The sequence below is a fragment of the Flavobacterium algoris genome (assembly GCF_048158525.1).
Lineage (GTDB): Bacteria > Bacteroidota > Bacteroidia > Flavobacteriales > Flavobacteriaceae > Flavobacterium > Flavobacterium algoris.
This window is the reverse complement of sequence record NZ_JBLNKT010000005.1, coordinates 17038-41613: the sequence shown is the minus strand read 5'-3', so window position 1 is coordinate 41613 and position 24576 is coordinate 17038. Positions and strand designations below refer to the sequence as shown.

Sequence of the window (24576 nt, the reverse complement as noted above, 5' to 3'; positions counted from 1 at the left end):
TTCGCGAAAACGTTGTGATTTTCAGGACGTAGTAATACCAAATCACATTACTAATTATTTTCATATTAAATGAAATTTATTAGTAATGCAATTTGATACTATATGTAAAAAATTTATTTATGAAATTTTGAAAACTGTTACACTTAAAGGTGATAAAAGTAATTCTGTAGAATAATCCCTTCCGTCATAAGGCATGGCTTCAACGGTCAATTTTTTAGGATTAGAAAGTCCGCTTCCTCCATAATCAGCAGCGTCACTATTAAAAATTTCGATTAATTTCCCTTTTCTTGGTAAACCAATACGATAATTAGGACGAACTACCTGAGTAAAATTGCAAACTACAATCACATCTTCTTTTGGATTATTTCCTTTTCGAATGAAAGACATCACCGCATTTTGATGATCTGAATAATTAATCCATTCAAAACCTTCCGGACTAAATTGTTTTTCATGCAAAGCAGGTTCCGTTTTATACAATTTATTCAAATCAGTAATCAATTTCTTTACCCCTTCATGGAACGGATATTGCAATAAATGCCAATCTAAGCTTCCTTCAAAATTCCATTCGCTACTTTGTCCAAATTCACTTCCCATAAACAATAATTTAGTTCCGGGATGTGTAAACATATAGCCATACAACAATCTTAAATTTGCAAATTTTTGCCATTCATCACCTGGCATTCTTCCCGCAATTGATTTTTTTCCATAGACAACTTCGTCATGGGAAAGCGGTAACATGAAATTTTCAGAAAAAGTATAAGTCATTGAAAAAGTCAAATCATTTTGATGGTATTTTCTATACACGGTATCTTTTTGAAAATATTCCAAAGTATCGTGCATCCATCCCATCATCCATTTCATTCCAAAGCCTAATCCACCAACGGATGTTGGTCTTGAAACCATAGGGAAAGAAGTACTTTCCTCAGCAATGGTTTGAACTCCTTCATAATTTAAATAAACAGCTTCATTAAACTCTTTTAAGAAACTTATAGTATCCAGATTTTCTCTTCCTCCGTAGATATTAGGTTCCCATTCTCCATCGTTTCTGGAATAGTCTAAATATAACATAGAAGCAACAGCATCAACTCGCAACGCATCGGCATGATAATATTGCAACCAGAATAACGCATTACTAATTAAAAACGAACGAACTTCATTTCGTCCATAATTAAAAACTAAACTTTTCCAATCCGGATGATACCCTTTTCTACGATCAGGATGTTCAAAAAGATTTGATCCATCGAAAAATCCTAAACCATGCGCATCATCTGGAAAATGAGAAGGTACCCAATCCAGAATTACTCCAATTCCTGCTTCATGCAATTTATCCACCAAAACCATAAAATCTTGTGGTTTTCCAAAACGAGAAGTGGGAGCAAAATAACCAACTAATTGGTAACCCCAAGAAGGATCATACGGATACTCCATTATAGGCATAAACTCAACGTGAGTAAAGCCCGTTTCTTTTACATAATTTACTAAATCCTCTGCAAATTCTAGATAAGTCAAAAAACGATTTTCTTTAGTATGACGTTTCCAAGAACCTAAATGCACTTCATAAACTGAATAAGGTTTGTCCAAACCATTATGGTTTTGACGCGTTTTCATCCAGTTTTTATCTTTCCATTTATAATCTAAATCCCAAACTACAGAGGCAGTATGTGGCGGTTTTTCACAGTAAAAAGCAAAAGGATCTGCTTTTTCAGTCACAATTCCTCCATTATTGGATTCTATTTTATATTTATAGGTTGTACCTTTTGTAATGTTGGGAATAAACCCTTCCCAAATACCTGATGAATCCCAACGCACTTGCAACAGATGCTCTCCTTGCGTCCAAAAATTAAAATCCCCAACCACAGATACAGAATGCGCAGTTGGAGCCCAAACTGCAAAATAAACACCATCAACACCATCAACTGTTACGAGATGTGCTCCTAGTTTTTCGTAAAGTCTAAAATGTTTCCCAGCTTTAAACAAATCGATATCAAAATCGGTAAAAAGGGAATGCGAGATAACTTTATTCATATTTTATTGTGTATTTCTAATTACAAAAAATAATTAGAACATTAAATTAAAGAAAAAACAGTTTGTAAATTTACTTTATGATATAATTGTCAGGTATAACTGCACCTTTTTTAATAACAACAATTCCATCTTTAATAGCGTACAATTCATTTGAGAAATCTTCTAAATGACTGCCTCCATTAATGTAAACATCGTTACCAATTCTGCAATTTTTATCCACAAGAGCATTGTTTATAAAACACCTTTCTCCAATACCTATCAATTGTTTATTGTTTTTGATATCCTCATTCATATCACATATATTTTGATAGAAATCATTACCCATTACATAACAATTTTGAATTATGGTTCCCTCACCTATTCTGGATCGAATACCAATCACGGAATGGTTTATTTCTTTGGCATTCAATATACAACCTTCAGAAATCAACGATTTATCAACCGTCGTTTTTTGAAATTTCGAAGGTGGCAATAATCTTGGTCTTGTATAAATTTTATTGTCGTTATCGAATAAATTAAATTTAGGTAAGTCTTCCGTCAGTCCAATATTCGCTTCAAAAAAGGAATCAATATTACCAATATCAGTCCAATATCCTTCATATTGGTAACTTAATATCTTTTTGTGGCCTACAGCTTGTGGAATAATTTCTTTACCAAAATCTTTGGTTTCTTTATTGGACATGATGTCTACCAACAATTTTTTGTTGAATATATAGATTCCCATCGAAGCCAAATAATGCTTGCCTTCGCTTTTCATTTGTTCACTCACATCCGATTCCCAATCTGGCAGCAATTCCTTTGCTGGTTTTTCAATGAAAGATTCAATACAGCTTTCAGAGTTTGTTTTTAATATTCCAAATTCAGGAGCATCTTTTGCATTTACCGGCAAGGTAGCAATGGAAATATCAGCTTCATTTTTGATGTGCTCTTCAAGCATTTCATTAAAATCCATCTGATACAGCTGATCTCCGGAAAGAATCAAAGCGTAATCAAAATCATGATTCAAAAAATGGGGCATACATTGTCTTACAGCATCAGCAGTTCCTTGAAACCAAGTTGGATTATCAGGCGTTTGTTCCGCAGCAAGAATATCAACAAAGGCATGACTAAAAATACTAAAGTTGTACGTATTTTTAATATGTGCATTTAAAGAAGCCGAGTTGAATTGTGTCAATACAAACATTCTATAAATATCCGAATTCATACAATTTGAAATAGGAATATCTACCAATCTATATTTACCTCCTATCGGCACAGCTGGTTTAGATCTTGTTTCTGTCAATGGGTATAATCTGGATCCTTGTCCTCCACCTAAAATAATTGCAATAACATTTTTCTTTTTAGCTTTCATTTCTTCTTAATTATTAAATTGTACATTTCTATATATTCTTGACAGACTCTTTCCCAGGAATGATCTGTGCTCATTCCTATTTTTCTGATTTTATTTAAATGTTTTTTATCGTAATATAAATCGACTGCTCTTTGAATCGAATAACAAACATCCCCTACTGTTGCTTGGTCATGGCAAATCCCATTTCCATCATCTCCAAAATCAATAACAGTATCTTTTAATCCTCCTGTCCTTCTAACAATAGGAATTGTTCCATATCGCAATGAATACATTTGATTTAAGCCACATGGTTCCACTCTGGAAGGCATTAACAGAAAATCAGAACCAGCATAAATTAAATGGGCTAATTCTTCATTGTAACCAATAAAAGTATTGTAGTTGCCTTTATAATCATCCAATAAGCTGTTCAGTTGATTTTCAATTGTTGGATTTCCTGAACCTAAAATTAAAATATTAATTGCTGCATAATTTTCAGATAATGCAAGTGCTGAAGCATGCGGTAATAAATCCCCTCCTTTTTCTTCCAATAATCTTCCAATAAAACTAAAAAGCGGTTTTGTTGGATCTAAATTAAAAAGGCTACATAATTTTTCTTTATTTTCCTGCTTGCCTTTTTCAAAATTTTTAATCGAATAGTTTTTTTCAAGCATAGCATCTTTGGCAGGATCCCAAACTTCAATATCTATTCCGTTTAAAATTCCTCTGGATTTATAACGTACCAAATTAAACAAGGATTCTAAACCATTAGCCGAATAATTTATTTCATTTAGATAATTAGGAGAAACTGTCGTCACTGCCCAAGCACATTTAATTCCGACAGCGAGTGAATTTACACATTTATCCCATTCTAAAACATTCACGTGAGCCAAATCAAATGGAGGCAAATAATGCAATTTATCAAATCCAAACTGTCCTTGATACAAACCATTATGAATAGTGATCATGGAAGGCGAATCGCGTATTTTTTGATATTTATCACAATATAACATCATAAAAGGAATCAAACCAGTATGATGATCATGACAATTGATAACATCCGGAATATCCGCTCTCCCAATTATCCAATCTAAAGTGGCAATTTGGAATGATAAAAAACGTTCAATGTCATCCTGATAACCATAAACTTCTTTTCTGTCAAATAATTCGGGGATTTCTACCAGATACAATTCAAATCCCAACTTGTCTGTTTTTTCTTTAAGAACGTTGAAAGGAAAATTAAAACTCCCTAATTTTACATGTCCCCAATGTACACATTCAAACTCATTTTCGTTTCTAAATTTTGAATCATAACAAGGTATTACTACTCTTACAAGATGTCCCGCATTATTTTGATATTTTGGTAATGCACCCACAACATCGGCTAAACCGCCAACTTTTGCTACTGGGTAACACTCTGCACTGATATGAAATATTTCCATCTATGAATTTTTGTTGTTTTTCAGTTAATTATGATGCTATTTAGGTGTTTTTGCAACAATTCTAAATATTAATTATTTATGCCTTTTATGTTAATACCAATAAAAACTTTGTAAAAAATATTACTTTTATGTTTTTCTAAATTTAGTAAAAAAACCATAACATAATAACACGCATGAAAATTTATTGAAATGACAAAAAAAACTTCTATTCATATACAATCATTGAAAATTCCTAAGATTATCTTATTAACCAGTAAATTAATCTCTATTATTTCGCCAAAATTAATTACATTATTTGCTGCTAAACTGTTTACTACGCCTATAAAACATAAAATTCCCAAAAGAGAATTGGAAATGGATCATAATAGCAGCCAAAAATTAATCAAGATTCCGACAATAAATAAAGAGGTCGTTTTGTATCAATACGGAAAAAGTGAAAAGAAAATTTTATTGGTGCATGGTTGGTCTGGACGAGGAACACAGTTATTCAAAATAGCGGACGAGTTATTAAAAGCAGGATATTCCACTATTAGTTTTGATGCGCCTGCACATGGAAAATCACCTGGAAAAAACACTATTATGGTTGACTTTATTGCTACCATTTTAGAGATTGACAAGCAATTTGGACCATTTCAAGCTGCAATTGGTCATTCACTGGGTGGTATGTCAGTTTTGAATGCCATAAAAAAAGGATTAAAAGTAAATCATGCCGTTGTTATTGGTAGTGGCGATATAGTACAAGACATAATGGATGACTTTGTGGCAAAATTAGGTTTGAAACCAAGTATAAGCACTCGTTTGCGTTTGCATTTCGAAAAGAAATATAAGGAAGAAATGAATAATTATTCGGCTTTTTTAGCGGCTCAAGAAACTACTATTCCTATTTTAGTGATTCATGATAATGATGATCCCGAAGTTCCGGTAAAAGCTGGAGTACACATTCATAAATACTTAAAAAATGGAGAATTATTATTAACCAATGGCTTAGGACACAGGAAAATTCTTGGTAACCCTAAAGTAATTGAAAAAACAGTTCAATTCATTCAAAATAAATAACCGTATAACAATGTTATATATAAAATTATAAATCATGAAATATCCTTTAGAAAAAACAGAACAAGAATGGAAAGAACAATTGGGAGCTGAACGCTACCGAATTCTTCGACAAAAAGGAACCGAATACCCACACACTGGAACGTATAACCTACATTATGAAAAAGGAACCTATTGCTGTGGCGCATGCGGAGAACTTTTATTTGAAAGCAATTCTAAATTTGATGCACATTGTGGTTGGCCTTCTTTTGATGAATCAATTCCTGGAAAAGTACAATATATTTCAGATGTTACACATGGGATGAAACGTACTGAAATTCTTTGTGCCAATTGTGGTAGTCACCTCGGACATGTATTTGATGACGGACCTACTAAAACGGGACAACGGTATTGCGTGAATTCTTTATCAGTGAACTTTAAAAAATAATGTTATGGATTTATTTGAAAATGCAACGGATTGGGCTAAAAAATTAGAACCTATTCTAACAAAATACAAAGGAAAGAAACATCCATTGGACTACCATAATTTATACCAATTATTGGTAATGGTAGTGCTTTCGGCACAAGATTCTGATGCTCATATCAATAAAATTGCTCCCGCTTTATTTGAAGCATACCCAAATATGAAAAGTTTGGCGGTATCGAATCTAGAGGCATTAATACCAAATATCTCCAGTGTCAGAAACTTTGGTACCAAAGCCAACTGGTTGCTTGAAATCGCGCAAACTATTCAAGAAGATGAAAATATTCCGCTAACTATGGAGGGTTTAGTTGCCTTAAAAGGTATCGGACGAAAATCAGCCAATGTTATTATGCGTGAAGCAAAAGTACCAGCTGAAGGAATCATCGCTGATTTACACGTCATTCGAGTAGCACCCAGAATTGGATTAATTACCGAAGCCAAAGACGGTATCAAAGTAGAAAAGCAACTCATGCAAGTGCTGCCAAGAGAAATTTGGGGTGAAATTGGGATGGCTATTTCATTTCTAGGTAGAGAAATTTGTCGGCCACAACCTAAGTGTCTTGAATGTCCCATTAATGCTATTTGTGCCTATTATAAAAATTTAAAATAGTATTAAAAACGGGGGTTTTTCAAAAAATTATCACCTTATTTTTGAGTATATTTGCACTTTTTTTCAATACAAATAATACAGAAAAGGAGTTACATATGCCCAACAATAAATTTAAATCAATCGCTCTTAAAACATTAAAATACATAGGGATTACAATTGGAATCATTCTTTCTTTAATGTTTATAACTCCTTTTATTTTTTCAGAAAGGATTAAACAAGAAATCAAAAAAGTAGCCAATACTAAACTGAATGGAGAGCTAAATTATTCTGATGCAAAAGTTTCCTTTTTTCATCATTTCCCATCTTTGACACTGACTTTAAATGATTTTAAACTCAATGGTTCTGCTCCTTATAAAAAAGAGCAATTCATTACCGCTGAAGAAGTTTCGTTTGGTATAGATGTTTCATCCTTAATTTTCAGTAGTGCAATAAATATTGACCAAATATATCTGAACCATTCCTTTATAAATGTAAAAGTTAATAAAAATGGAGAAGCAAACTATAATGTATATATCGCTCCAAAAGAAACACAAAAAAGTGATAGCTCAGAAACAGCTTTAAAATTAGAAAAAATTGAAATAAAAAATAGCCAAATTATTTATGACGATCAATCAACCAACATACATTTTGATGCTCTAGGTTTTAATTATCTTGGCAATGGAGATTTAAGCAAAGATGTATTTGATTTATATTCTAAAGCAAAAATTGATCGATTAAATATCATTTATGAAAACGAACCCTACTTGATGAACAAAAAAGTAGATGGGGATTTAATCACTAAAGTAAACGTCAATTCATTGTCTTTTATATTTGAGCAAAATGATTTAAAAATCAACAAATTACCAGTCGATTTCAAAGGAAAATTTGATTTTCTAAAAGATGGTTACAATATTGATTTCATTGTCAAATCTACTGATAGTAATTTGGAAGACTTATTTACTGCTTTTCCTCCAAAGTATATCACATGGCTCAAAAAAACAGAACTTAAGGGGAAAACCGATTTACTCCTGACTTTAAAAGGAAAATATATTGCTTCAGAAAAGAAAGCGCCTAATCTAAATCTCGATTTAAAAATAAGAGATGGTTTTGTAAATTATGATAAGAGTAAATTTCCTGTTTCAAATCTAAATCTGGATATATCAACCCAACTTCCTTCCTTAAATCCAGATCTTTTAATTGTTGATGCAAAGAATTTATCTTTGAACGTCGTTGCTGATTATTTAAAAACAAAACTGTATGTAAAAGGATTAAATAATCCTGAAATTGATGCTAATATAAACGCCACGATTGATTTAGAAAAACTCAATCGTGCACTTGGAATTCCTGATATAGAATTAAAAGGAATGCTAACTGGTAATGGAAACGCAAAAGGAAAATACGATCAAAAAAAGCATATTTTTCCGGTTACAAATGCAACTCTAAATTTAAAAAACGGCTATTTAAAAACCAAATATTATCCAAATCCAATTACTGATATCAACATTGTTTCTAAGATAACTAATCAAAAAGGAACATTCAGCGACCTTAAAGCATCACTAAAACCAACACAGTTTACCTTTGAGGGTAAACCGGTTTTTGTAGACGCAGATTTAAATAATTTTGATGATCTAGCTTATGACATCAAAGCCAAAGGAACGCTCGACATTAGTAAAATATACAAAGTATTCTCCCAAAAAGGACTAGATATTGATGGTTCTATCAAAGCTGATTTAGCCTTAAAAGGAAAACAAAGTGACGCCGAAAAAGGCAACTATAGCAAACTGCATAACAAAGGGACACTCGAACTCCGAAATATTCTTGTAGCGTCTGAATATTTGCCAAAGTCATTTCTTATAAAAGAAGGGATTTTCAAAATCAATCAGGATAAAATGACTTTCAATAACTTTTTGGCTGCCTATGGTCAATCTGATTTCAAAATGAACGGTTATTTACAAAACGTATTCAACTTCATAACTTCTAAAAACGGTGTTTTGAGAGGTGCATTTACGCTAAAATCTAAATACATCAATGCGGATGAATTTATGCCGAATACTACCAAAACAACTACAACAGTTGAAACCTCAAAACCTGAAATAGTCACTGCAAAACCAGAAACTGGAGTAATTCTTATTCCGTCTAATTTCGATTTGAAATTCCAAGCTAATGCTCAAAAAGTAAATTTTAATGGACTAACACTCAACGATGCCAAAGGAGCGCTGCAAATGAAAAACAGCAAATTAAACATGCAAAATACCGGTTTTAATCTGATTGGTTGTGCAGTTAGCATGAATGCTAAATATCAAGGAATTACTCCACAAAAAGCGCAATTTGAATATGATATAAAAGCCAGCGATTTTGATATTAAAAGAGCTTATAACGAAATTAAAATTTTCAGAGAAATGGCAAGTGTTGCCGAAAAAGCACAAGGAACCATATCATTAGACTATAAACTAAAAGGTAAATTAAATGAAAAAATGGAACCCGTATATCCTTCTTTAGTAGGTAACGGTGTCGTTTCTGTAAAAGATATAAAATTATACGGTATGAAAATGTTTAATGCCGTAAGTAAAAAAACCAGTCATGAAGGAATTAAAAATCCTGAAATTTCAAAAGTGGATATAAAGACTTCAATAAAAAATAACATCATAACTATTGAAAGATTCAAGTTCAAATTTGCCGGTTTCCGTCCAAGAATAGAAGGAAAAACAAGCTTGGACGGAAAAATGAACCTCAAAATGCGATTGGGTTTACCACCTTTAGGAATTTTTGGAGTTCCATTAGTTATCACAGGGAATAAAAACAATCCAAAAATAAAAATTGGCCGTAAATCAGATGAACTTGAAGAAACGAAAGACACTATCAACTAGTTTTTTTTATTTCATCTCGTGAATTTCTAAACCAACAGATTCCTTATAATTAATAATAATTCCTTTTGGGCGTGACCTTCCCGAAAAAAGTCAGGTCGGGCTATCCGTTACAAGTCCTCGTCCCGTTGAGTTTGAGACTCAACAGGACTGTGGGCTTTTCACTGCTATCCCTCACGCAAAAAAAGTGTTCTTCAAATAAAAATTCTATACAAAGAATTATTTTCAATAAGCTGTCCTAAAATGCTTATTACATAACACTCTCAAAAATAAAATTTTAAATTCATATTCATTGAAGACCATAATTTTCACAAAGATATCAACCCCATATATCACTTGTGAAGCAATCCCCAATGCTACTTTTTACATCGAATATACATTCATAAAACTGGATCAATCCTAAAAGTTGTGGGGAAATATTAAAAAAGGGATATTTGCATTTATAAATAACCACCGATGGCAGATTCTTATAGCGAACTTATCAAATTATTGTTGATTACTTCGAATTAACCTCATACAAAAAAGGAGCAGAAATACTTTATCTTTATTTAAAAGAGGTCAATTCGATTCCCAAAGAATATCGTCAACACAAATTAAGTTCGAAAGGATTCTTTGATGAGATAACTGTTCAGGATTTCCCAATTCGCGGACATCAGGTATACCTACACATCACCAGAAGAAGATGGCTTAATAAGGATACCGGACAAGTCGTTTTTAGAGATTGGAATTTAGTAGCAGACGGAACTCGTGTAACACAAGAGTTTGCGTCTTTTTTAAAAGAGATCAATAGATTCTAGGCCTAATGATTGCAATGCTATTGCCTCTTTTTATGGAGTTACGGGTAAAAAACTGCAACATCAATACAAAGATTTCTTAAGTGATTTTAAAACTTGGGAGCAACTATCGCAGGCCAAACAATGGCTTCTTTTTCCAAAAAACTTAGGCAAACATTTATCGATAGATGAAACTTCACTCTCCAATGGAGAACTCTCTACTATTGTAACCAATAAAGCAAGCAAAGGAAAAAAAGGAACCATAGTTGCCGTTATTGCTGGAACTAAAGCTGATAATGTAATTTCTTTTATTGAAGCAATCCCTCTCAAACTGCGCAATCAAGTCACAGAGATTACACTGGACATGACAGCAAATATGGGATTAATAGCCAAGAAGTATTTTCCAAATGCGACACAGGTAACCGACCGCTTCTATGTTCAAAAATTAGCCTTGGAAGCTTTACAGGAAATCAGAATCAAATACCGTTGGCAAGCAATAGATCAGGAAAATAATGCTATAGAAAAAGCTGAAAAAGCCAATAAAAAATATGAATCTGAAGTGTTAACTAATGGAGATACTCTTAAGCAATTACTAGCCCGAAGCCGTTATTTTTTATATAAGAACAAATCTAAATGGTCAGAACTGCGAAGCACATCACGAAGACCAAAATTCAAATAAAAATGTGAGTAAAACCAAATGGACCGTGCCGCATTATTATTTGAACTATATCCTGATATCAAAAAAGCATACGATTTAGCTCAAGATTTGAGAAATATCTTTGAAAAAACAACAGATAAAATTATTGGACTTTCAAGGTTAGCCAAATGGCATGAAAAAGTAAATCAATCTGGTTTTAAATCATTTAATACTATCTCACGATCTATAATGAATCATTATCAAACTATTTTAAACTATTTTGAGAATAGAAGCACCAATGCTTCTGCCGAATCATTCAATGCTAAAATAAAAGCATTTAGAGCGCAATTTAGAGGCGTTAGAAACGTTGCGTTTTTCCTTTTTAGGCTAACTAATATTTATGCTTAATTTTTCATCTTCCACAGGTTTTAGACTTGATCCTATATATGGGACTTCACAGCGGTATGCGAAAAACGTGCTATTTTTCGAACCAAAAAAAACCTCCAAAATCAAATGACTTTGGAGGTTTTTAAAATTATGGTGGTCCATACGGGACTGTTTACGAACCATTTTATGCAGGATTTGAAGAAATTGAGAAAGTTGTAAATCAAATTAATTTGGTTCAAATCCAATCATGGTCAATATAAAAATAAAGTAAATTAGAGACCCTGTCGGGACAATTCTCGAACCATTTACTGCAAGATTTAAAGCTTTTGAGTATGTTATCATTTGTTGATTCAAACTAACGATAGCCTTAAGTTTATTCTTTACCCAAGATCCACTTTAACTAAGCATATTCAGTTGATTATATCTAATATCAACTACTTTCTTGCAAAAAAAAAAATAATTTTTTGAAGTAACTTAAGAATTTCAATGTTTTATATCAATTTTATAAATTCTCCATCTTTAATAACAACTTTGTTTGTAATTGCATCTTCAATAGATTTTAAAATGTGATTTCGCATATCTTCTGTAACTCGCGCAAAACCAAAAAGCTTACTAATAAGAACAACTGCATTATCAGGTTGAATAGCAATTGAAGTTTCCACTACTTTCTTGATGGCCAAGTTCATTTCTTGAGGCGATATATAAGTTAATTTTCTCGAATTGGGACTGAGATAACTTCGATCTCTTATTACCGGTAAATGATCTTCAATGTGCCAAAGAAAATCATTGCTCTTTTTTATTAATCCAGCTTTTACAGCATAATCAGCAGAATTGACAATTGATGCTCGAATACGGCTTCCAATTTTTGAAATACCATTAGCATCAGCAATTCGACGAGCCATTTCTTCAAAGTGAACTGGGCTTTCAACTTTGACAACTTCATGTATCCATACTGCCAGTTTTCCTAAGGAGTAAGTATGAAGTTCTTGATGTGCAACATCAGGCGGAAGTGAAGCTGCTATATAGCAGCGTGGAAGGGAATTATCTATTTCTTTAGGTTCTTCTCGGATAAGATTTCTTAGTTCTTCCATTAATTCTTCCTCAAGCGCATCATTATGTTCGACTTGATTTTTGGCTTTTTCAATGGCATCTATCAGAAGGCCTAATTCTCCTTCAGGATTACGAAACCAATCAATACTCCATATATTAAATAATTTCCAGCCCATTCCTTCCAGCACAGTACTTCTTAACCGATCTCGATCTCGTGCTGATTTTGCAGCTTCATAAGATTTTCCGTCACAACATATCCCAAGAATGTATCTTCCTGGGTTATCACTATCCACTATTGCTAAGTCAATATAAAATCCTGCAGAGCCGATTTTTTCTCTCACAACATAACCTTTACTGCGAAGGCTTTCAGCGACAATTTCTTCAAATGGCTGTGGTTTAGTTAGAATTTCTTCTTTATCACTTTCAAATTTTCCGTGTTGTGCATAATAGAGAAAACTTTTTAATGCTCGGATACCAAATTTTGCATTTGGTCCAGGATTCATATCACTCGCTGTAATATTTGTAAATACCTCGCATCGATTTTTTGCTCTTGTAATTAAAACATTTAGTCGGCGTTCACCACCTTCATTATTTAAAGGGCCAAAACTCATAGGTACTTTACCGTCTTCTGTTCGACCGTAACCGATGCTGATAAAAATAACATCTCTTTCATCACCTTGTACATTTTCAAGGTTTTTAATAAAAAAAGGCTCAGTAGGATGGTTTCTAAAAAAACTTTCAACATCAGGAATTTTTCTTCTTTTTATTTCAAGTGCATTTTGAATTGCCTGCATTTGTGCAGTACTAAAGGCAATAATTCCAAGACTTAGTTTAGAATTATGTAAAGCATGACTAATTATTGCATCAGCAACTTTTTCTGCTTCTTTAGGATTGGTGCGTGTTTTACCTTTGTCATAATAGGTATCTGGCAAATGATTAAATGCTAAACCCATTTTGCTTTTAGAACCGGGACTAGGGAAAATTATTAATTTATTTTCGTAAAATTCTTGGTTCGACAAGTTAATTAAGGATTCATGTCTGCTGCGGTAATGCCAACGCAGCATACGCTGGGGTGCTCCTTGAGCATCGCACATGCCTAGGATACTCTGCATATCAGCAGTTACATTTTCTTCGTCTTCAGTATCAGTATTTAATTTATCAAAAAAACTTGTTGGAGGCATTTGTTTTGTATCACCGACAACCACCACCTGTCTACCTCGTAAAATAGCTCCTAAAGCATCGACAGGACGCACCTGACTTGCTTCATCAAAAATGACCAGATCAAAATCGATACTATTTGGAGGGAGGAAATTTGCAATTGACATAGGGCTCATCATTATAACAGGTTTAATTGCTTGAATTGCCAGTCCTGCTTCTTGCATAAGTTTTCTAATTGGCATATGTCTGGCTTTGCGGTTGAATTCGCTTTTAAGTACATTAATTTGCCCGCCGCCTTCTTGTTTTGGTAAACTTTCCCAATGTTTAAGTGCAACTTTGGCACGATTATAAAACTGATTAAGTACATCAAGTCGCTTGAATTTTTCAATAACTTCTTCATGACCGGAGCGTTCAAATTTGCGAAGTTCCGAACTATTAATCATTGCCTGTTCAATCAAGTATTCGTACCAGGTTTTTTGTACTGCAGTTTTTAGTTTTAATACTACATCCGGCCAATTATATACTGCTCGAATTAAATAATCGGCGCCTTCTTTTTCAATGTTTTCTTTCAATACATTCCAAGATACTGTCTGATGGATTTCAGGTAATTTTTCGAACCATTGTTTTAATAAACTTTGCTGTTTTAATAAACTTGTTTTTATTCTTTTGTTATCTTTTAAATCCAGTTTTTCTAAAACTGACTTTAATGAATTATTTTGTTTTTCTAAAGCATTCTCTAAGTCAATTAAAAAGTTTGAAGCAATATCAGATTTCTCATTTTTGTTAAGAAAGGATAGAAACGTATTTGAAATTACGTCGTTCTGAATAAGAAGGTGTACATTTTGTATATATTGCGCAGCTTTTTTAAGGGCCGCCCAATCCGTACGTTTCTTTTGATAATTAACTTCAAATAATCTTTGTGCTAAAGGCTCAAAAGACTGGAGGGTTGCTCTAAGACGCTTTCCTTCCATTAAAGAATTGACGTAGTCTAATTTTGTATTTAAATCTGAAGGTATTCCAGTAGTGAGCAATGATGACAATTTCTTTACACTGTTTTTATAATCTCCTATTAAGAATTTATACCATTTACTTCCATGTATGATTAAATTTTGTCTTATTTCAAGTACATCATAATCCCAAGCCTCCGGGATAATTAAATTATCATATTGTGTATGCAGTTCTTGCAGTCGAATTCCAGTTTCTAATAATTCAGCAATATCTACTTGATTATTTAGCCATGCAGAATCGTTCAGATTCATAGATGTAATGTCTGGATTTTCAGCTGCAGTTCTAATAGTTTTTATTAATCGTTCAATATCACTTAATTCAGTGGATGGCTGGATTTCAAAATAATTAGAAATAGAAGTGATAAGAGTTATTACTTCAGTAGTGTCTTTTATTACAATTTCTAATAATCCTTTAGAGGTTTCTTCATCTATGGGTAGAAAAATTTTTTTATCAGTTCCATAAAACAGTAAGTTTTCAGGATGTCCAATTTTTTCTAACCTGATCTGTATTTTTTCAGCCAGTAGTTCTACTTCATTCATACGTGAAGAGTCCCATGAGCTAATATTTTCAATGTGTATTTTCGGAAATTTATAATCTTTATTTTGAATTGTTATTTTTAAAAGAAATCCCATCACTTCTTGTGCTGAATAACCACTTTTAGCTATTTCAGAGTTTACTGCTTTACAATATTCATTGAGTTCATTTATCATAGGAAGAAGAAATCTAATTTCTTCTTCCAAACGCGTCATTGTTGGTTTGCCTAAATCTAAAATTCGTTTGAGTTCATTATGCAATTCTCTTTTGTTGGCTTTGTGACTATGTAATTCTAAGCAGGCTTCTCCTAGGTTAATATTGTCAAGTCGCCGTTTTACAACTTCTAATGCAGCCATTTTTTCTGCAACAAAAAGTACTTTTTTACCATTTCCAATAGCATTTGCTATAAGATTTGTAATAGTTTGTGATTTGCCTGTTCCAGGTGGACCTTGTATTACCATATTACGTCCCTCATGAACTGCAAGCATTGCAATAACCTGCGAGCTGTCAGCGTCTACCACTTGCATCAGCTGATCAGCATTGGTTTCGTTGTCAAGATGATGCTCTTCGCCAATTGATGGTTGAGGTTCATTAAATCCTGTATCAAACAATGATTGTAAAATACTATGATTAAACGGTTTTTTATCATCTGGCCATTTGTCACTATCTAGATCATGGTAAATCATAAATTTGCCAAAGGAAAAGAAGCCTAATTCTATAGCATCCTCATCAATTTTCCAATTCTCAATATGGCTTATTCGCTCTTTTATAATGTTATAATATGCCTCAAGATCAATTTCTTCCTCTTCTGGAAGATCAGGAATTGTGATGCTGTAATCGACCATCATTTTTGCTTGTAAGGATAGATTTGCTCCAATCTCAGTCCCAGTATACTTTAAACGAAAACGCTCATTTGCACTAGAACGTTCCAGTACCACCGGTAGCAAGATTAATGGAGCTTTTCTGGGGTCTTCGGTATTTCCCTTCTCATACCAATTCAGTATGCCTAATGCAAGATACAAGATATTGACACCTTGCTCTTCAATACTTGTTTTAGCAAAATAATAGGTGTTGAGAATTTTTGTCTGAAGCTTGGTTTCTGTTTCATTGGTTTGTAATCGTGTGTCATTATATGCATCCAGTATTTCAGGTTCAGTAAGTTCAGGCAGTTCAAATAATTCATCGTCTTCATTTTTGCCTGGACGACCTAAAAAAGTCATTGCTTTATTCTGCCGCACTAAAATATCGAATACAGATGATGATTTTTCTTGTAGAATTTGTAAACCTCTAACTTTAGAAGTCTTATAATTAAGTAAGGTATTACGCATTCCAAGATCTAAAAGTTCTTTACGAGATGCTTCCAATTTTGGTAGAATTGATTCAGACATATATGAGGTAATTAAGTTTCCTAAGTTATTAAATAAAACACTGCAAAAAAGGATTTGCAATATTTTTAAAATTTTGAAGCATAATTTGAGAAATGGAATTATAATTTACTTTTTTTTAATTTGATTTATGGCAACTTACAACTTGCTATGAAATTTTAGAAGTATGCTGATCAGAAATAAAACGATTTTTAATCTGCTCTATGGGATTTATGTAATTACGGTAATCTATCATTGAATCGTCAGTTTTTGAACTCGATTTAGTGACAGAGATATTCATTGTATTTATTCTATTAATAGAAGTGGATGTGCAAACAAAAAGTAGAGAAAAGGTTAGGCAATATTTTTGTTTGCATCTGCAGATTTTTTTTCTTAATTATACCTATACGCTAAATTAGCATATCGAGTATTATTTAATGCTATGTACTATTTCAATTTTTAACAATTCCTGTTTTATGCATTTGGAAATAAAATCTGGTGCAATTTTTCAAAGGCTTCCTTATGTTTTTGAAGTGGCATTTGTTCCAGATTTATCATTTTCCAACGAACAGATGGAAGATTAGAGATTACCTCAACATTGTCCATTTCCATTAGGCTCCAATCGGGAGTTTTGTTTTTAAATGACAAAAGGAATTTCTTTTCATTTTGGGTCATTTGAGAATTAATTTGCTCAATTAAATTTTCTCTAGCTTCTTCAAGTTGTTCTATTGGAACATCTATTTGAGCCATTTGCATGAACTCCGTTTTATAAATTTCACTTATGTCTTTACGATTTGGTGCTAAGAGTTCAGACATAGGTCTTTGATGACTAATTAAAAACACCAAAAATGTTTTTCGGAGATTTTCCGTCAACCCTTCATTTTCGAGAAGAAATTTTACGTCAAATAAATCTCTGGGATGTTGTCTGTCTAAAGCGGCACACAATTTTCCAGCATACAAATCAGGAAGTGATGCCACTTGCATTTCTACATATCCAAATTCTCTTTCTACTTCTTCGCTAACTTCCATTCTCTCTTCAGGGAAAACAGTTCCTCTGATTACTGGTGATAACTCTACTTTGATTCGCACTTCTCCTTGACTTACAATTAGTCTAAGTGCTTCACTTTGTTCATGCGCATCTTGTACTTTACTACCAGGTATTGTTTGGACTATTAGTTTACTTATGCGGGACAATGCAGCTCTTATATTTATTAATGCCGTTTCGCGATCATCCATTGGTATGTAAAGCAAATCAATGTCAACCGAAAGCCGAGGAAGTGCTCTGTAAAATAAATTGATTGCAGTACCTCCTTTAAGGGCAAAACATTTCTCTGTATCTACTAATGGTAATACACGAACTAAAAGCTGTACTTGTTTACTGTATATATTATTTGCATCTATAGCCATTCTGGTACTGTTATTTTATATTTATTATCTAATTTCCCACCTTTTACTATCATTCGATTTCCTGAACCTAATGAAATGCTTTCCCGATTGATTTTACTTAGCCAAACATAATTATTACGGTCAGCAAACCAAAAGAAAAGCCGTTTGACTTTTACATTTTGACATCCTTCCAATACTTTTTGAAGGTTTCGGGGAGATAATGTTGTCAGTCCTTGCATTAATTGGTCAGCATGTTCAAAAGTTACTTTTTGAGGTACATCTAAAAGTACTTCGAGATATGCTCTTTCCGGAGATGATAGTATTAGTTTTTCATTACTGTTATCCCAATCTCGTTCAATTGTAAAAGAATGTGTTCGTTTTTTTTTATTTGATCCTATTTCGTTTTTTTCTACACTTTTACCAAATAAACTGTTCGTAGTATGTCTAACAAAATTTACATTCAAAGCTAAATTAGCAACCCATTCCGGTATTAGATCATTTCCATACAAATGCACTATTTTATTTTCAGAGAATGATAAATAATGTGATAAGCCTTGCATTTCGAGCGCCGTCAATCCTCCTATTATCAAGTCCGTATTCAGTATCGATTGTAAGGAGTATGCTACCGATTGCCAAGTTATTTTAGTCGCGTTTCTGACATATATCCCTTTGCTTATGGATTCCAGTTGATTGCTCTTTACCAAATTATCTATTGCATGACGGCTTAAATTGTTATCCATAAGCCATATACGGGTAGCAATTACTCCTTCCGGCATTATTTGATATAACTCTTTTCTTCGGGCTACATTGACAGCCATAATTTAAAAGTTTAGTGTTTTGCGGTGATTATCGCCGTTATGTAAAGATAATATAAATTATTTAATTTACAAATTGTTATTTTAACGGCGATAATCGCCGTTATTGTTGAATTATTTAAACTTCTTAAAAAATAATGGCGCAAGAATTTTAAAAAACGGAAACCGAAACAAATTCAGCAATCGGAAAAAAGTATATTTCAAAAAGTTAGTAATGACAATTTACATTCAAATATTAAGAATTTAATTGTTGAAGAAGCTAATGAATTAAAAAGTGTGCATATTCCAACTAATATAAGCTTGAAAACTGCACTAAATGGATGAATATTTATGTTTAAACCTTAGGAAACAATATTGAAAAAGAGAGAAACAATCCTTTTTTATATTTATATATTTACAAATTATAACAATAAAAATGTGTGATGATTTTGAGAGAAGTTTAGTTTAATTCAGGATTTATAAAACACAAATTTAGGAAGATAAGTATAAAAAATAATATCACTTATCTGGATGTTGAAAAGGCTTATAAAGTATTTTAAAAGGATTTAACGTAAGCTTTGGGGACTTTGAAGCTTTTTTTTGAGTATTTAAGGAAACTGAGTCAAGTAATTTTTTTATATTTATTAATATACTTGCCATGCAATAAGATTAAAAATATCCCCCAACTTTCGGTACATATTTTTAATCTTTCACCCCATTTAGATATAATCTCTAAATTGATTAAAACCTGATAATCCTCTTCATCTCCTTTCGGTTCTGGGAATATATTATCTTTAATATTTACTATAGCTTTAAAATACTCTTGCTCTTCTTCATTATTAATATAAGTTGTTTCATCAAATGGGAACATATTCATCCACATTACTAATGAATCCAGTACATTTTGAAAAGATTGTTGTAATTCTAAACTAACTTTTTCAAAATGTTGCTGTAATCTCTTCTGATCTAACTCCTCTAATTTAATTTTATCAAGTAATCTTAAATCGTGAATATGGTCAACTAAAAGAACCAATCGGCCATAATTTTCTGAAGCTTTGCTGATCTCATTAAATTCAGGATACATCTGGGCCCAGCTATCAATTTTAAGATTTTCGAGAATTTTATTACTTATCAATTGGTGGCCAAAGCCAACAATGTTTAAATTTTCATATGAGTTATCCATAATGGTATAAAGTCTTATTTCATTCCAGTTCTTATCGATAATTTTACTATCGGTAGTCTGAATAAAATAAATTCTGGAAAACCATAATTTCAGCATTAGATATTTTAGACTTGTATATTCTGGCTTATTGATTACTTCATGGATAATATCATAAGCTGCTTTCATACCTAATTGTGACCAAAAAGGGCTTATACCATCAATGACTACTATTGGTTTTTCTTCATTTAGAGTATTGTTAATATATTTAATAGTATAGGAGTTAGATTTAGAGATAAGCTTAAATTCTTTAACAATTTTACTGTCAAAATCTGCTTTAAGTTTTAATATTCGGTTATATGAATGGTCTGCTTTAGTACTTTTATTTAAAAAATCTTTCCAATAGGCTGCTGTAGTCAATAAGGTATTAAAGTCAATTTCGCTAGTGTGATTTACATCAATATTGTATAAGGTGTTTTTATATTGGGAATTATATTCCTTAAGTCTTTGAATCGCATCGTACAAATTAATTTGGGACACACGCTCTATGTTTTCATCGTTTATATGTCCTTCTTCAGTTGTTAATTTAATCCTTGATGTCAATGTTTGGGCGGACTGATTTATAAAACTCTCGATACTGGTTTTAAAGTCTGAAAGGCTTTTAAAGAATTTCTCATATTTTGACTCTAAACTCTTTTTTACTTGCTCTCTTTCGTTTTCAGAATTTAAATCATCTCCATATATCCCTAAAGGGTCTGTAATTGATTTTGGTTCTTTAAGATTTTCAGATTTATTAAAGAGAACATTCTGCATAACGGGAATCATAGGGGCGTATGTTTTACTTCCTTTAAACAACTGATCAAACGAATTGTTAACTTCATTAATTTTCTCTTTGATTAGAATCTCCCACTGATTTAACGCTTGGCAGTAATCGTTCCAGTCGTTCGGTCTATCTTTAAATTCATAGAGTTTGACAATACTTGAGTTTATGCCTACCCATTCTTCTAGGGGCATATTCTCAATAGGCATAGTTTTATGTGTGGAATCATGATCGACAGAAATTGTTTGTAATCGGTGACCATAACCTTGAGAATTGAATTGTTTTTTATCCGGAAGAGCAGATCTTATTATATTCAAAATAGTGACAACAAAATCATTGGTTGATCTTTTACTATCAATCGTTAGAATATTTATAATGTAATGTAAATCCACTTCATCACCATTAACAGATAAATGAATAACATCAAAATCAGTTTTTATCCGGTCAACAAAATAATTGATATATTTTTTTCTTATCGAATCTAATTCCGGTGAATATGAATACATTCCTAACATTAGTTTTGATAAATTTTTACTATCCAGTAATTTAAACGCAGATTCAAATTCACTGTCTGTAAATAATGGTAATCTTTCCTTCTTATTATCAATATTCTTTAACCAAAACAAACTTTGCCCAAAGGATTTCCATTCAATTTCTGTAACAGGTATTTCTTTGGGAAAAGGAAGTTTATTTATGACATTGGATGCTAAGTTGAATACATGTTGCTTATGTACTAATCTGTTATTAATATCATCAATTTTTTTTCTACGTTCTTCATCGATTTTAAGCAAGTCAAGTAACCCGCTTCTATCATAATTACTACCAAATAAAAAATCTATAAACATTTTCCATGCTTCACCAAAAATCGATTTGCATTCATCCATTAATTCACGGTTTTTTTCCACGTATTCACGAGTGCCTGCCCATATAAAGGCTTTTAGTATAGATGTATATATTGACCAGTTATTTACAGAAATTTTATTATTTATATCTGAAATAAACTGCTCAGGCTTAAAGATTTCAAGATGGATTAAGTGTAAAAGAAATAAATACAAATCTTGTTCTGCTAATAAAGAAATGCATTTATAGCCATATTCTTCTTTGCTGTTGGTAAACTCATCAAAAAGTATCTCAACCAATTTTTGTGAACGAACGATATGCAGTCCTTGTATATATTTTCTGTCGGATGATTTTTTAACCAGATATTCGTTTGAAAGCTTTTCAATTATAAACTGATAATCAATACTGGAATCCAGTTTCGAAACATCGATTTTAGCTCCTAAAGAGTCAGCAAGGCTAACGATTCTTAAAAATTCAATCTGCTGATTATTGCTTAATCCTCCTTCAATTAAAATTTGCCGGATCTGTTGCTTAAGTTTATTAAGTAAAGAATCTCCTTGAGTAAGGGAGTATACAAATTCTAATAATGGGGTATTGTTCCCTAGTTGAATCCAAGCTTCTTCAAAATCTGCGAAATGACTAATCTTATTTCTTTCATGCAATCTTGAATAAATGATTTCCGCTTCTTCTTTTGAGAGGATTAAATCAATTTCCTTGTGTTCAAATTCAATTCCGATTGCGGAAGCTCTATACCAGTCTTCGTTTCTGATTGCTACCAAAAACTTTATGTGATTAAGATGTACTGATTCTTTAATGACTTGTAACCAATCGGTTGTATTTGGATTTACATTAATTATAAAAACTATTGGAATGTCTAATTTTTTACTTATTGACGCAATGGCCTGAATCGATTTTTGAGTAATGATCGAATCTTGTTGAATATTTAGCTCAAAGCAAAGCCAATTATTGATATATTTATGTACATAACTATATAATAAGGCTGTCTTTCCTTGTCCAGATGCTCCTTTTATTACAATAGTATTATTTTCACTTATTTCTTCATTAATTATACCCAGTAGTTTATCTCTATTTATATCAAGCCCAAGCAAAATATGTTCATATCTTGTTAAAGTAGCATTGTAAAATTCTTTTTCTAATAATTCATGATTTAAATTCTCGATTGAAACTTTATGTAATGGTTTCAGTATTAATCCATATTGCTCGCTTATTGCAATTCTTTCTGTTATATATTTTGCAAAATCTTCAACCTTATTGAAAAAATCATTTGAGGTGATAGGTTGTTGTTTCTCAGCAATGAACTGTAACCAATTTAATAGAAAACCAATTGTTGGTAATGGGTCAATAAGTGGGAAATTGTCTTTCATCATTTTTTCGACATCTTCGGCAATTTTCTCTTCATTAACTTCTTGAAATTGAGTTTTACTCTTAACTAACTTCCAATTTTCAATGGTTAACTTATACTTTTTTAAAAGATTTTTTTCTTTTCCGTCAATTTTATTATTTTGCTTTGCCCACTTTTTAAGATCACTACTTATTTCACCATAGGAAACGAGAATAGGAATTGCATCATTATAATTATCCAAGAATCTTTTTATAAATGATGTTTTTTTATCAGATATAATATCTGATAGTGTAATTCTTCTCCCTAGATTTTTTAATTGAATGGCATATAAAAGTTGTCCATTAGCATCTAAAATATCTAAATCCTCTTCTCCTTCTAAGCGAAATATAAGATTGCTCGTCATATTTGACAGAATGAAATGTAATGAATATAAAAACTGAGTTCTATAACCTTTTAAAGCTGCAATTGCTGACATATTAAAAATCGATATTGTTATTGTTTTAAGTCTTTACTCTAATTTGCAAATTAACCAATAATACTGGGGGGATTTAGTTTTTTTATAAATAAATAGTGCAACAAAGGCAGACATCTACGGATCTATAATTATTAGTTTTAGATGTTTTTATCTCTAATAAGACTTTGTAAATTTTCCAAAATTATAATTTCAATTTGTCCTGTTAATTCATTCTTGTTGTAATAAATCAAATGCATCTTATCAAGTTTGAAAAGAATATTAAAGCCATAATCTGAGTTTGATTTAATGACTTCATGATATATCCGATTCCAGGATCTTAAATAATAGATTGCCTTTAGAAAATTAATTTCGTCTTTATCTAATTCCTTCCACAATTGATATTTAAAACTCAATCTCATCCATACATTTTTTGTTTGCGAATCATCAAGGTTCTCACAAAATTTATTTGCTATCTTTCTACATGCAAAACAAAAAAAGTAGTACTGGAAATTTTCGAAAACTTGTTTTGCTCTAGTTCTATTTTCTACACAAATAAAATTCATTCTGCCACAAGCATTGCAAAAGCCAAAATCAATATGGGAATTAGTATTAGAAACAATTGTAGTTATTTCTTTTAAATTCAATTCAAATTTTTTACTAATTTCATCTACTCTAAAAGTAAATTTACCAGCGGTATTTTGCCAGTAAGCATCCAGAATTGATTGTGAAAGAACAGAAGTATAAGTTTCTTTATCAAAATAGATTTTAGGTTGTTTCATCTTACTAGATTGATAATATATCATTAATTATGTTTCCCTAAAATGGGCTGTAATTCTTTTGCGAGTTTATTCTCTAAAACTACCATATAATCAGCCATTTCGTGTTCAAATTCAAATATATTCATTTTTAAAGAAACATTTGTTCCTTTCGTCCAATAGAAAAGTTGAAGTCCTTGTGTTCCTTGAACTTGTAATAGCGTAAGTGCTGAACTAGTCTTCCTCAAATTCCTTTTTTGACTTAACCAACATAGAGAACTCTACTATTTGGAAAATTCTTTTTGATAGCAGGTACGGCTTGGATATGCAA

Annotated in this window: 14 protein-coding genes and 1 pseudogene; 6 read left to right on the top strand and 9 right to left on the bottom strand. The window is 31.9% G+C overall.

What is annotated here, in order from left to right; genetic code table 11:
- Positions 1-117: 117 nt before the first annotated feature.
- The 3 genes from glgB to ACM55I_RS03935 form a co-directional block, all read right to left on the bottom strand.
- Positions 118-2025 carry a 1,4-alpha-glucan branching protein GlgB gene (glgB, locus tag ACM55I_RS03945; protein ID WP_416845472.1) on the bottom strand — a complete coding sequence of 636 codons (1908 nt, stop codon included), beginning with the start codon at positions 2023-2025 and terminating at the stop codon, positions 118-120.
- A gap of 70 nt (positions 2026-2095) precedes the next feature.
- Positions 2096-3376: a glucose-1-phosphate adenylyltransferase gene (locus ACM55I_RS03940; protein ID WP_416845471.1), complete on the bottom strand. Its 1281-nt coding sequence runs from the start codon at positions 3374-3376 to the stop codon at positions 2096-2098.
- Positions 3373-4794 (bottom strand): glycogen synthase, encoded by a 1422-nt coding sequence (locus ACM55I_RS03935; RefSeq protein ID WP_416845470.1) that lies wholly within the window; start codon positions 4792-4794, stop codon positions 3373-3375. Before ACM55I_RS03935 ends, ACM55I_RS03940 begins: the two co-directional genes overlap by 4 nt.
- A 189-nt stretch (positions 4795-4983) precedes the next feature.
- Here ACM55I_RS03935 and ACM55I_RS03930 point away from each other — a divergent pair, with 189 nt between their 5' ends.
- The 6 genes and pseudogenes from ACM55I_RS03930 (at position 4984) to ACM55I_RS03910 (ending at position 11581) form a co-directional block, all read left to right on the top strand.
- A complete protein-coding gene (locus ACM55I_RS03930; protein WP_416845469.1) occupies positions 4984-5850 on the top strand; it encodes an alpha/beta fold hydrolase in 867 nt (288 codons plus the stop codon).
- 34 nt (positions 5851-5884) lie between these two features.
- A complete protein-coding gene (gene msrB, locus ACM55I_RS03925) occupies positions 5885-6274 on the top strand; it encodes a peptide-methionine (R)-S-oxide reductase MsrB (protein WP_416845468.1) in 390 nt (129 codons plus the stop codon).
- Positions 6275-6278: 4 nt separating this feature from the next.
- Entirely contained in the window at positions 6279-6920 is a 642-nt protein-coding gene (locus ACM55I_RS03920) for an endonuclease III domain-containing protein (protein ID WP_416845466.1), read from the top strand.
- A gap of 95 nt (positions 6921-7015) precedes the next feature.
- The gene (locus ACM55I_RS03915; protein ID WP_416845465.1) at positions 7016-9766 is read left to right on the top strand and encodes an AsmA family protein; all 2751 of its coding nucleotides are present in this window, start codon (positions 7016-7018) and stop codon (positions 9764-9766) included.
- A gap of 482 nt (positions 9767-10248) precedes the next feature.
- A complete protein-coding gene (locus ACM55I_RS16330; protein WP_465245405.1) occupies positions 10249-10560 on the top strand; it encodes an ISAon1 family transposase N-terminal region protein in 312 nt (103 codons plus the stop codon).
- A pseudogene (locus ACM55I_RS03910) lies at positions 10550-11581 on the top strand (ISAon1 family transposase). Before ACM55I_RS16330 ends, ACM55I_RS03910 begins: the two are co-directional and overlap by 11 nt.
- A 470-nt stretch (positions 11582-12051) precedes the next feature.
- On the opposite strand, the gene ACM55I_RS03905 reads toward ACM55I_RS03910, so the two are convergent.
- The 6 genes from ACM55I_RS03905 to ACM55I_RS03880 form a co-directional block, all read right to left on the bottom strand.
- Positions 12052-16698 carry a DUF3320 domain-containing protein gene (locus ACM55I_RS03905; RefSeq protein WP_416845464.1) on the bottom strand — a complete coding sequence of 1549 codons (4647 nt, stop codon included), beginning with the start codon at positions 16696-16698 and terminating at the stop codon, positions 12052-12054.
- A 450-nt stretch (positions 16699-17148) separates the two neighbouring features.
- The gene (locus ACM55I_RS03900) at positions 17149-18081 is read right to left on the bottom strand and encodes a nucleotidyl transferase AbiEii/AbiGii toxin family protein (protein ID WP_416845463.1); all 933 of its coding nucleotides are present in this window, start codon (positions 18079-18081) and stop codon (positions 17149-17151) included.
- On the bottom strand, positions 18072-18878 hold the full coding sequence (locus tag ACM55I_RS03895) for a type IV toxin-antitoxin system AbiEi family antitoxin domain-containing protein (protein ID WP_416845462.1): 807 nt from the start codon (positions 18876-18878) through the stop codon (positions 18072-18074). The genes ACM55I_RS03900 and ACM55I_RS03895 overlap by 10 nt, the downstream gene beginning before the upstream one ends.
- A gap of 598 nt (positions 18879-19476) precedes the next feature.
- A complete protein-coding gene (locus tag ACM55I_RS03890; protein ID WP_416845461.1) occupies positions 19477-23511 on the bottom strand; it encodes a hypothetical protein in 4035 nt (1344 codons plus the stop codon).
- Positions 23512-23648: 137 nt separating this feature from the next.
- Positions 23649-24269: a hypothetical protein gene (locus tag ACM55I_RS03885; RefSeq protein WP_416845460.1), complete on the bottom strand. Its 621-nt coding sequence runs from the start codon at positions 24267-24269 to the stop codon at positions 23649-23651.
- 23 nt (positions 24270-24292) lie between these two features.
- Entirely contained in the window at positions 24293-24493 is a 201-nt protein-coding gene (locus ACM55I_RS03880) for a hypothetical protein (protein WP_416845459.1), read from the bottom strand.
- Positions 24494-24576 lie beyond the last annotated feature (83 nt).

Excerpts from the sequence above, each read along its gene's own strand:
- glgB (WP_416845472.1), bottom strand. The coding sequence starts at position 2,025 with ATGAATAAAGTTATCTCGCATTCCCTTTTTACCGATTTTGATATCGAT.
- ACM55I_RS03940 (WP_416845471.1), bottom strand. The coding sequence starts at position 3,376 with ATGAAAGCTAAAAAGAAAAATGTTATTGCAATTATTTTAGGTGGAGGA.
- ACM55I_RS03935 (WP_416845470.1), bottom strand. The coding sequence starts at position 4,794 with ATGGAAATATTTCATATCAGTGCAGAGTGTTACCCAGTAGCAAAAGTT.
- ACM55I_RS03930 (WP_416845469.1), top strand. The coding sequence starts at position 4,984 with ATGACAAAAAAAACTTCTATTCATATACAATCATTGAAAATTCCTAAG.
- msrB (WP_416845468.1), top strand. The coding sequence starts at position 5,885 with ATGAAATATCCTTTAGAAAAAACAGAACAAGAATGGAAAGAACAATTG.
- ACM55I_RS03920 (WP_416845466.1), top strand. The coding sequence starts at position 6,279 with ATGGATTTATTTGAAAATGCAACGGATTGGGCTAAAAAATTAGAACCT.
- ACM55I_RS03915 (WP_416845465.1), top strand. The coding sequence starts at position 7,016 with ATGCCCAACAATAAATTTAAATCAATCGCTCTTAAAACATTAAAATAC.
- ACM55I_RS03905 (WP_416845464.1), bottom strand. The coding sequence starts at position 16,698 with ATGTCTGAATCAATTCTACCAAAATTGGAAGCATCTCGTAAAGAACTT.
- ACM55I_RS03900 (WP_416845463.1), bottom strand. The coding sequence starts at position 18,081 with ATGGCTATAGATGCAAATAATATATACAGTAAACAAGTACAGCTTTTA.
- ACM55I_RS03895 (WP_416845462.1), bottom strand. The coding sequence starts at position 18,878 with ATGGCTGTCAATGTAGCCCGAAGAAAAGAGTTATATCAAATAATGCCG.
- ACM55I_RS03890 (WP_416845461.1), bottom strand. The coding sequence starts at position 23,511 with ATGTCAGCAATTGCAGCTTTAAAAGGTTATAGAACTCAGTTTTTATAT.
- ACM55I_RS03885 (WP_416845460.1), bottom strand. The coding sequence starts at position 24,269 with ATGAAACAACCTAAAATCTATTTTGATAAAGAAACTTATACTTCTGTT.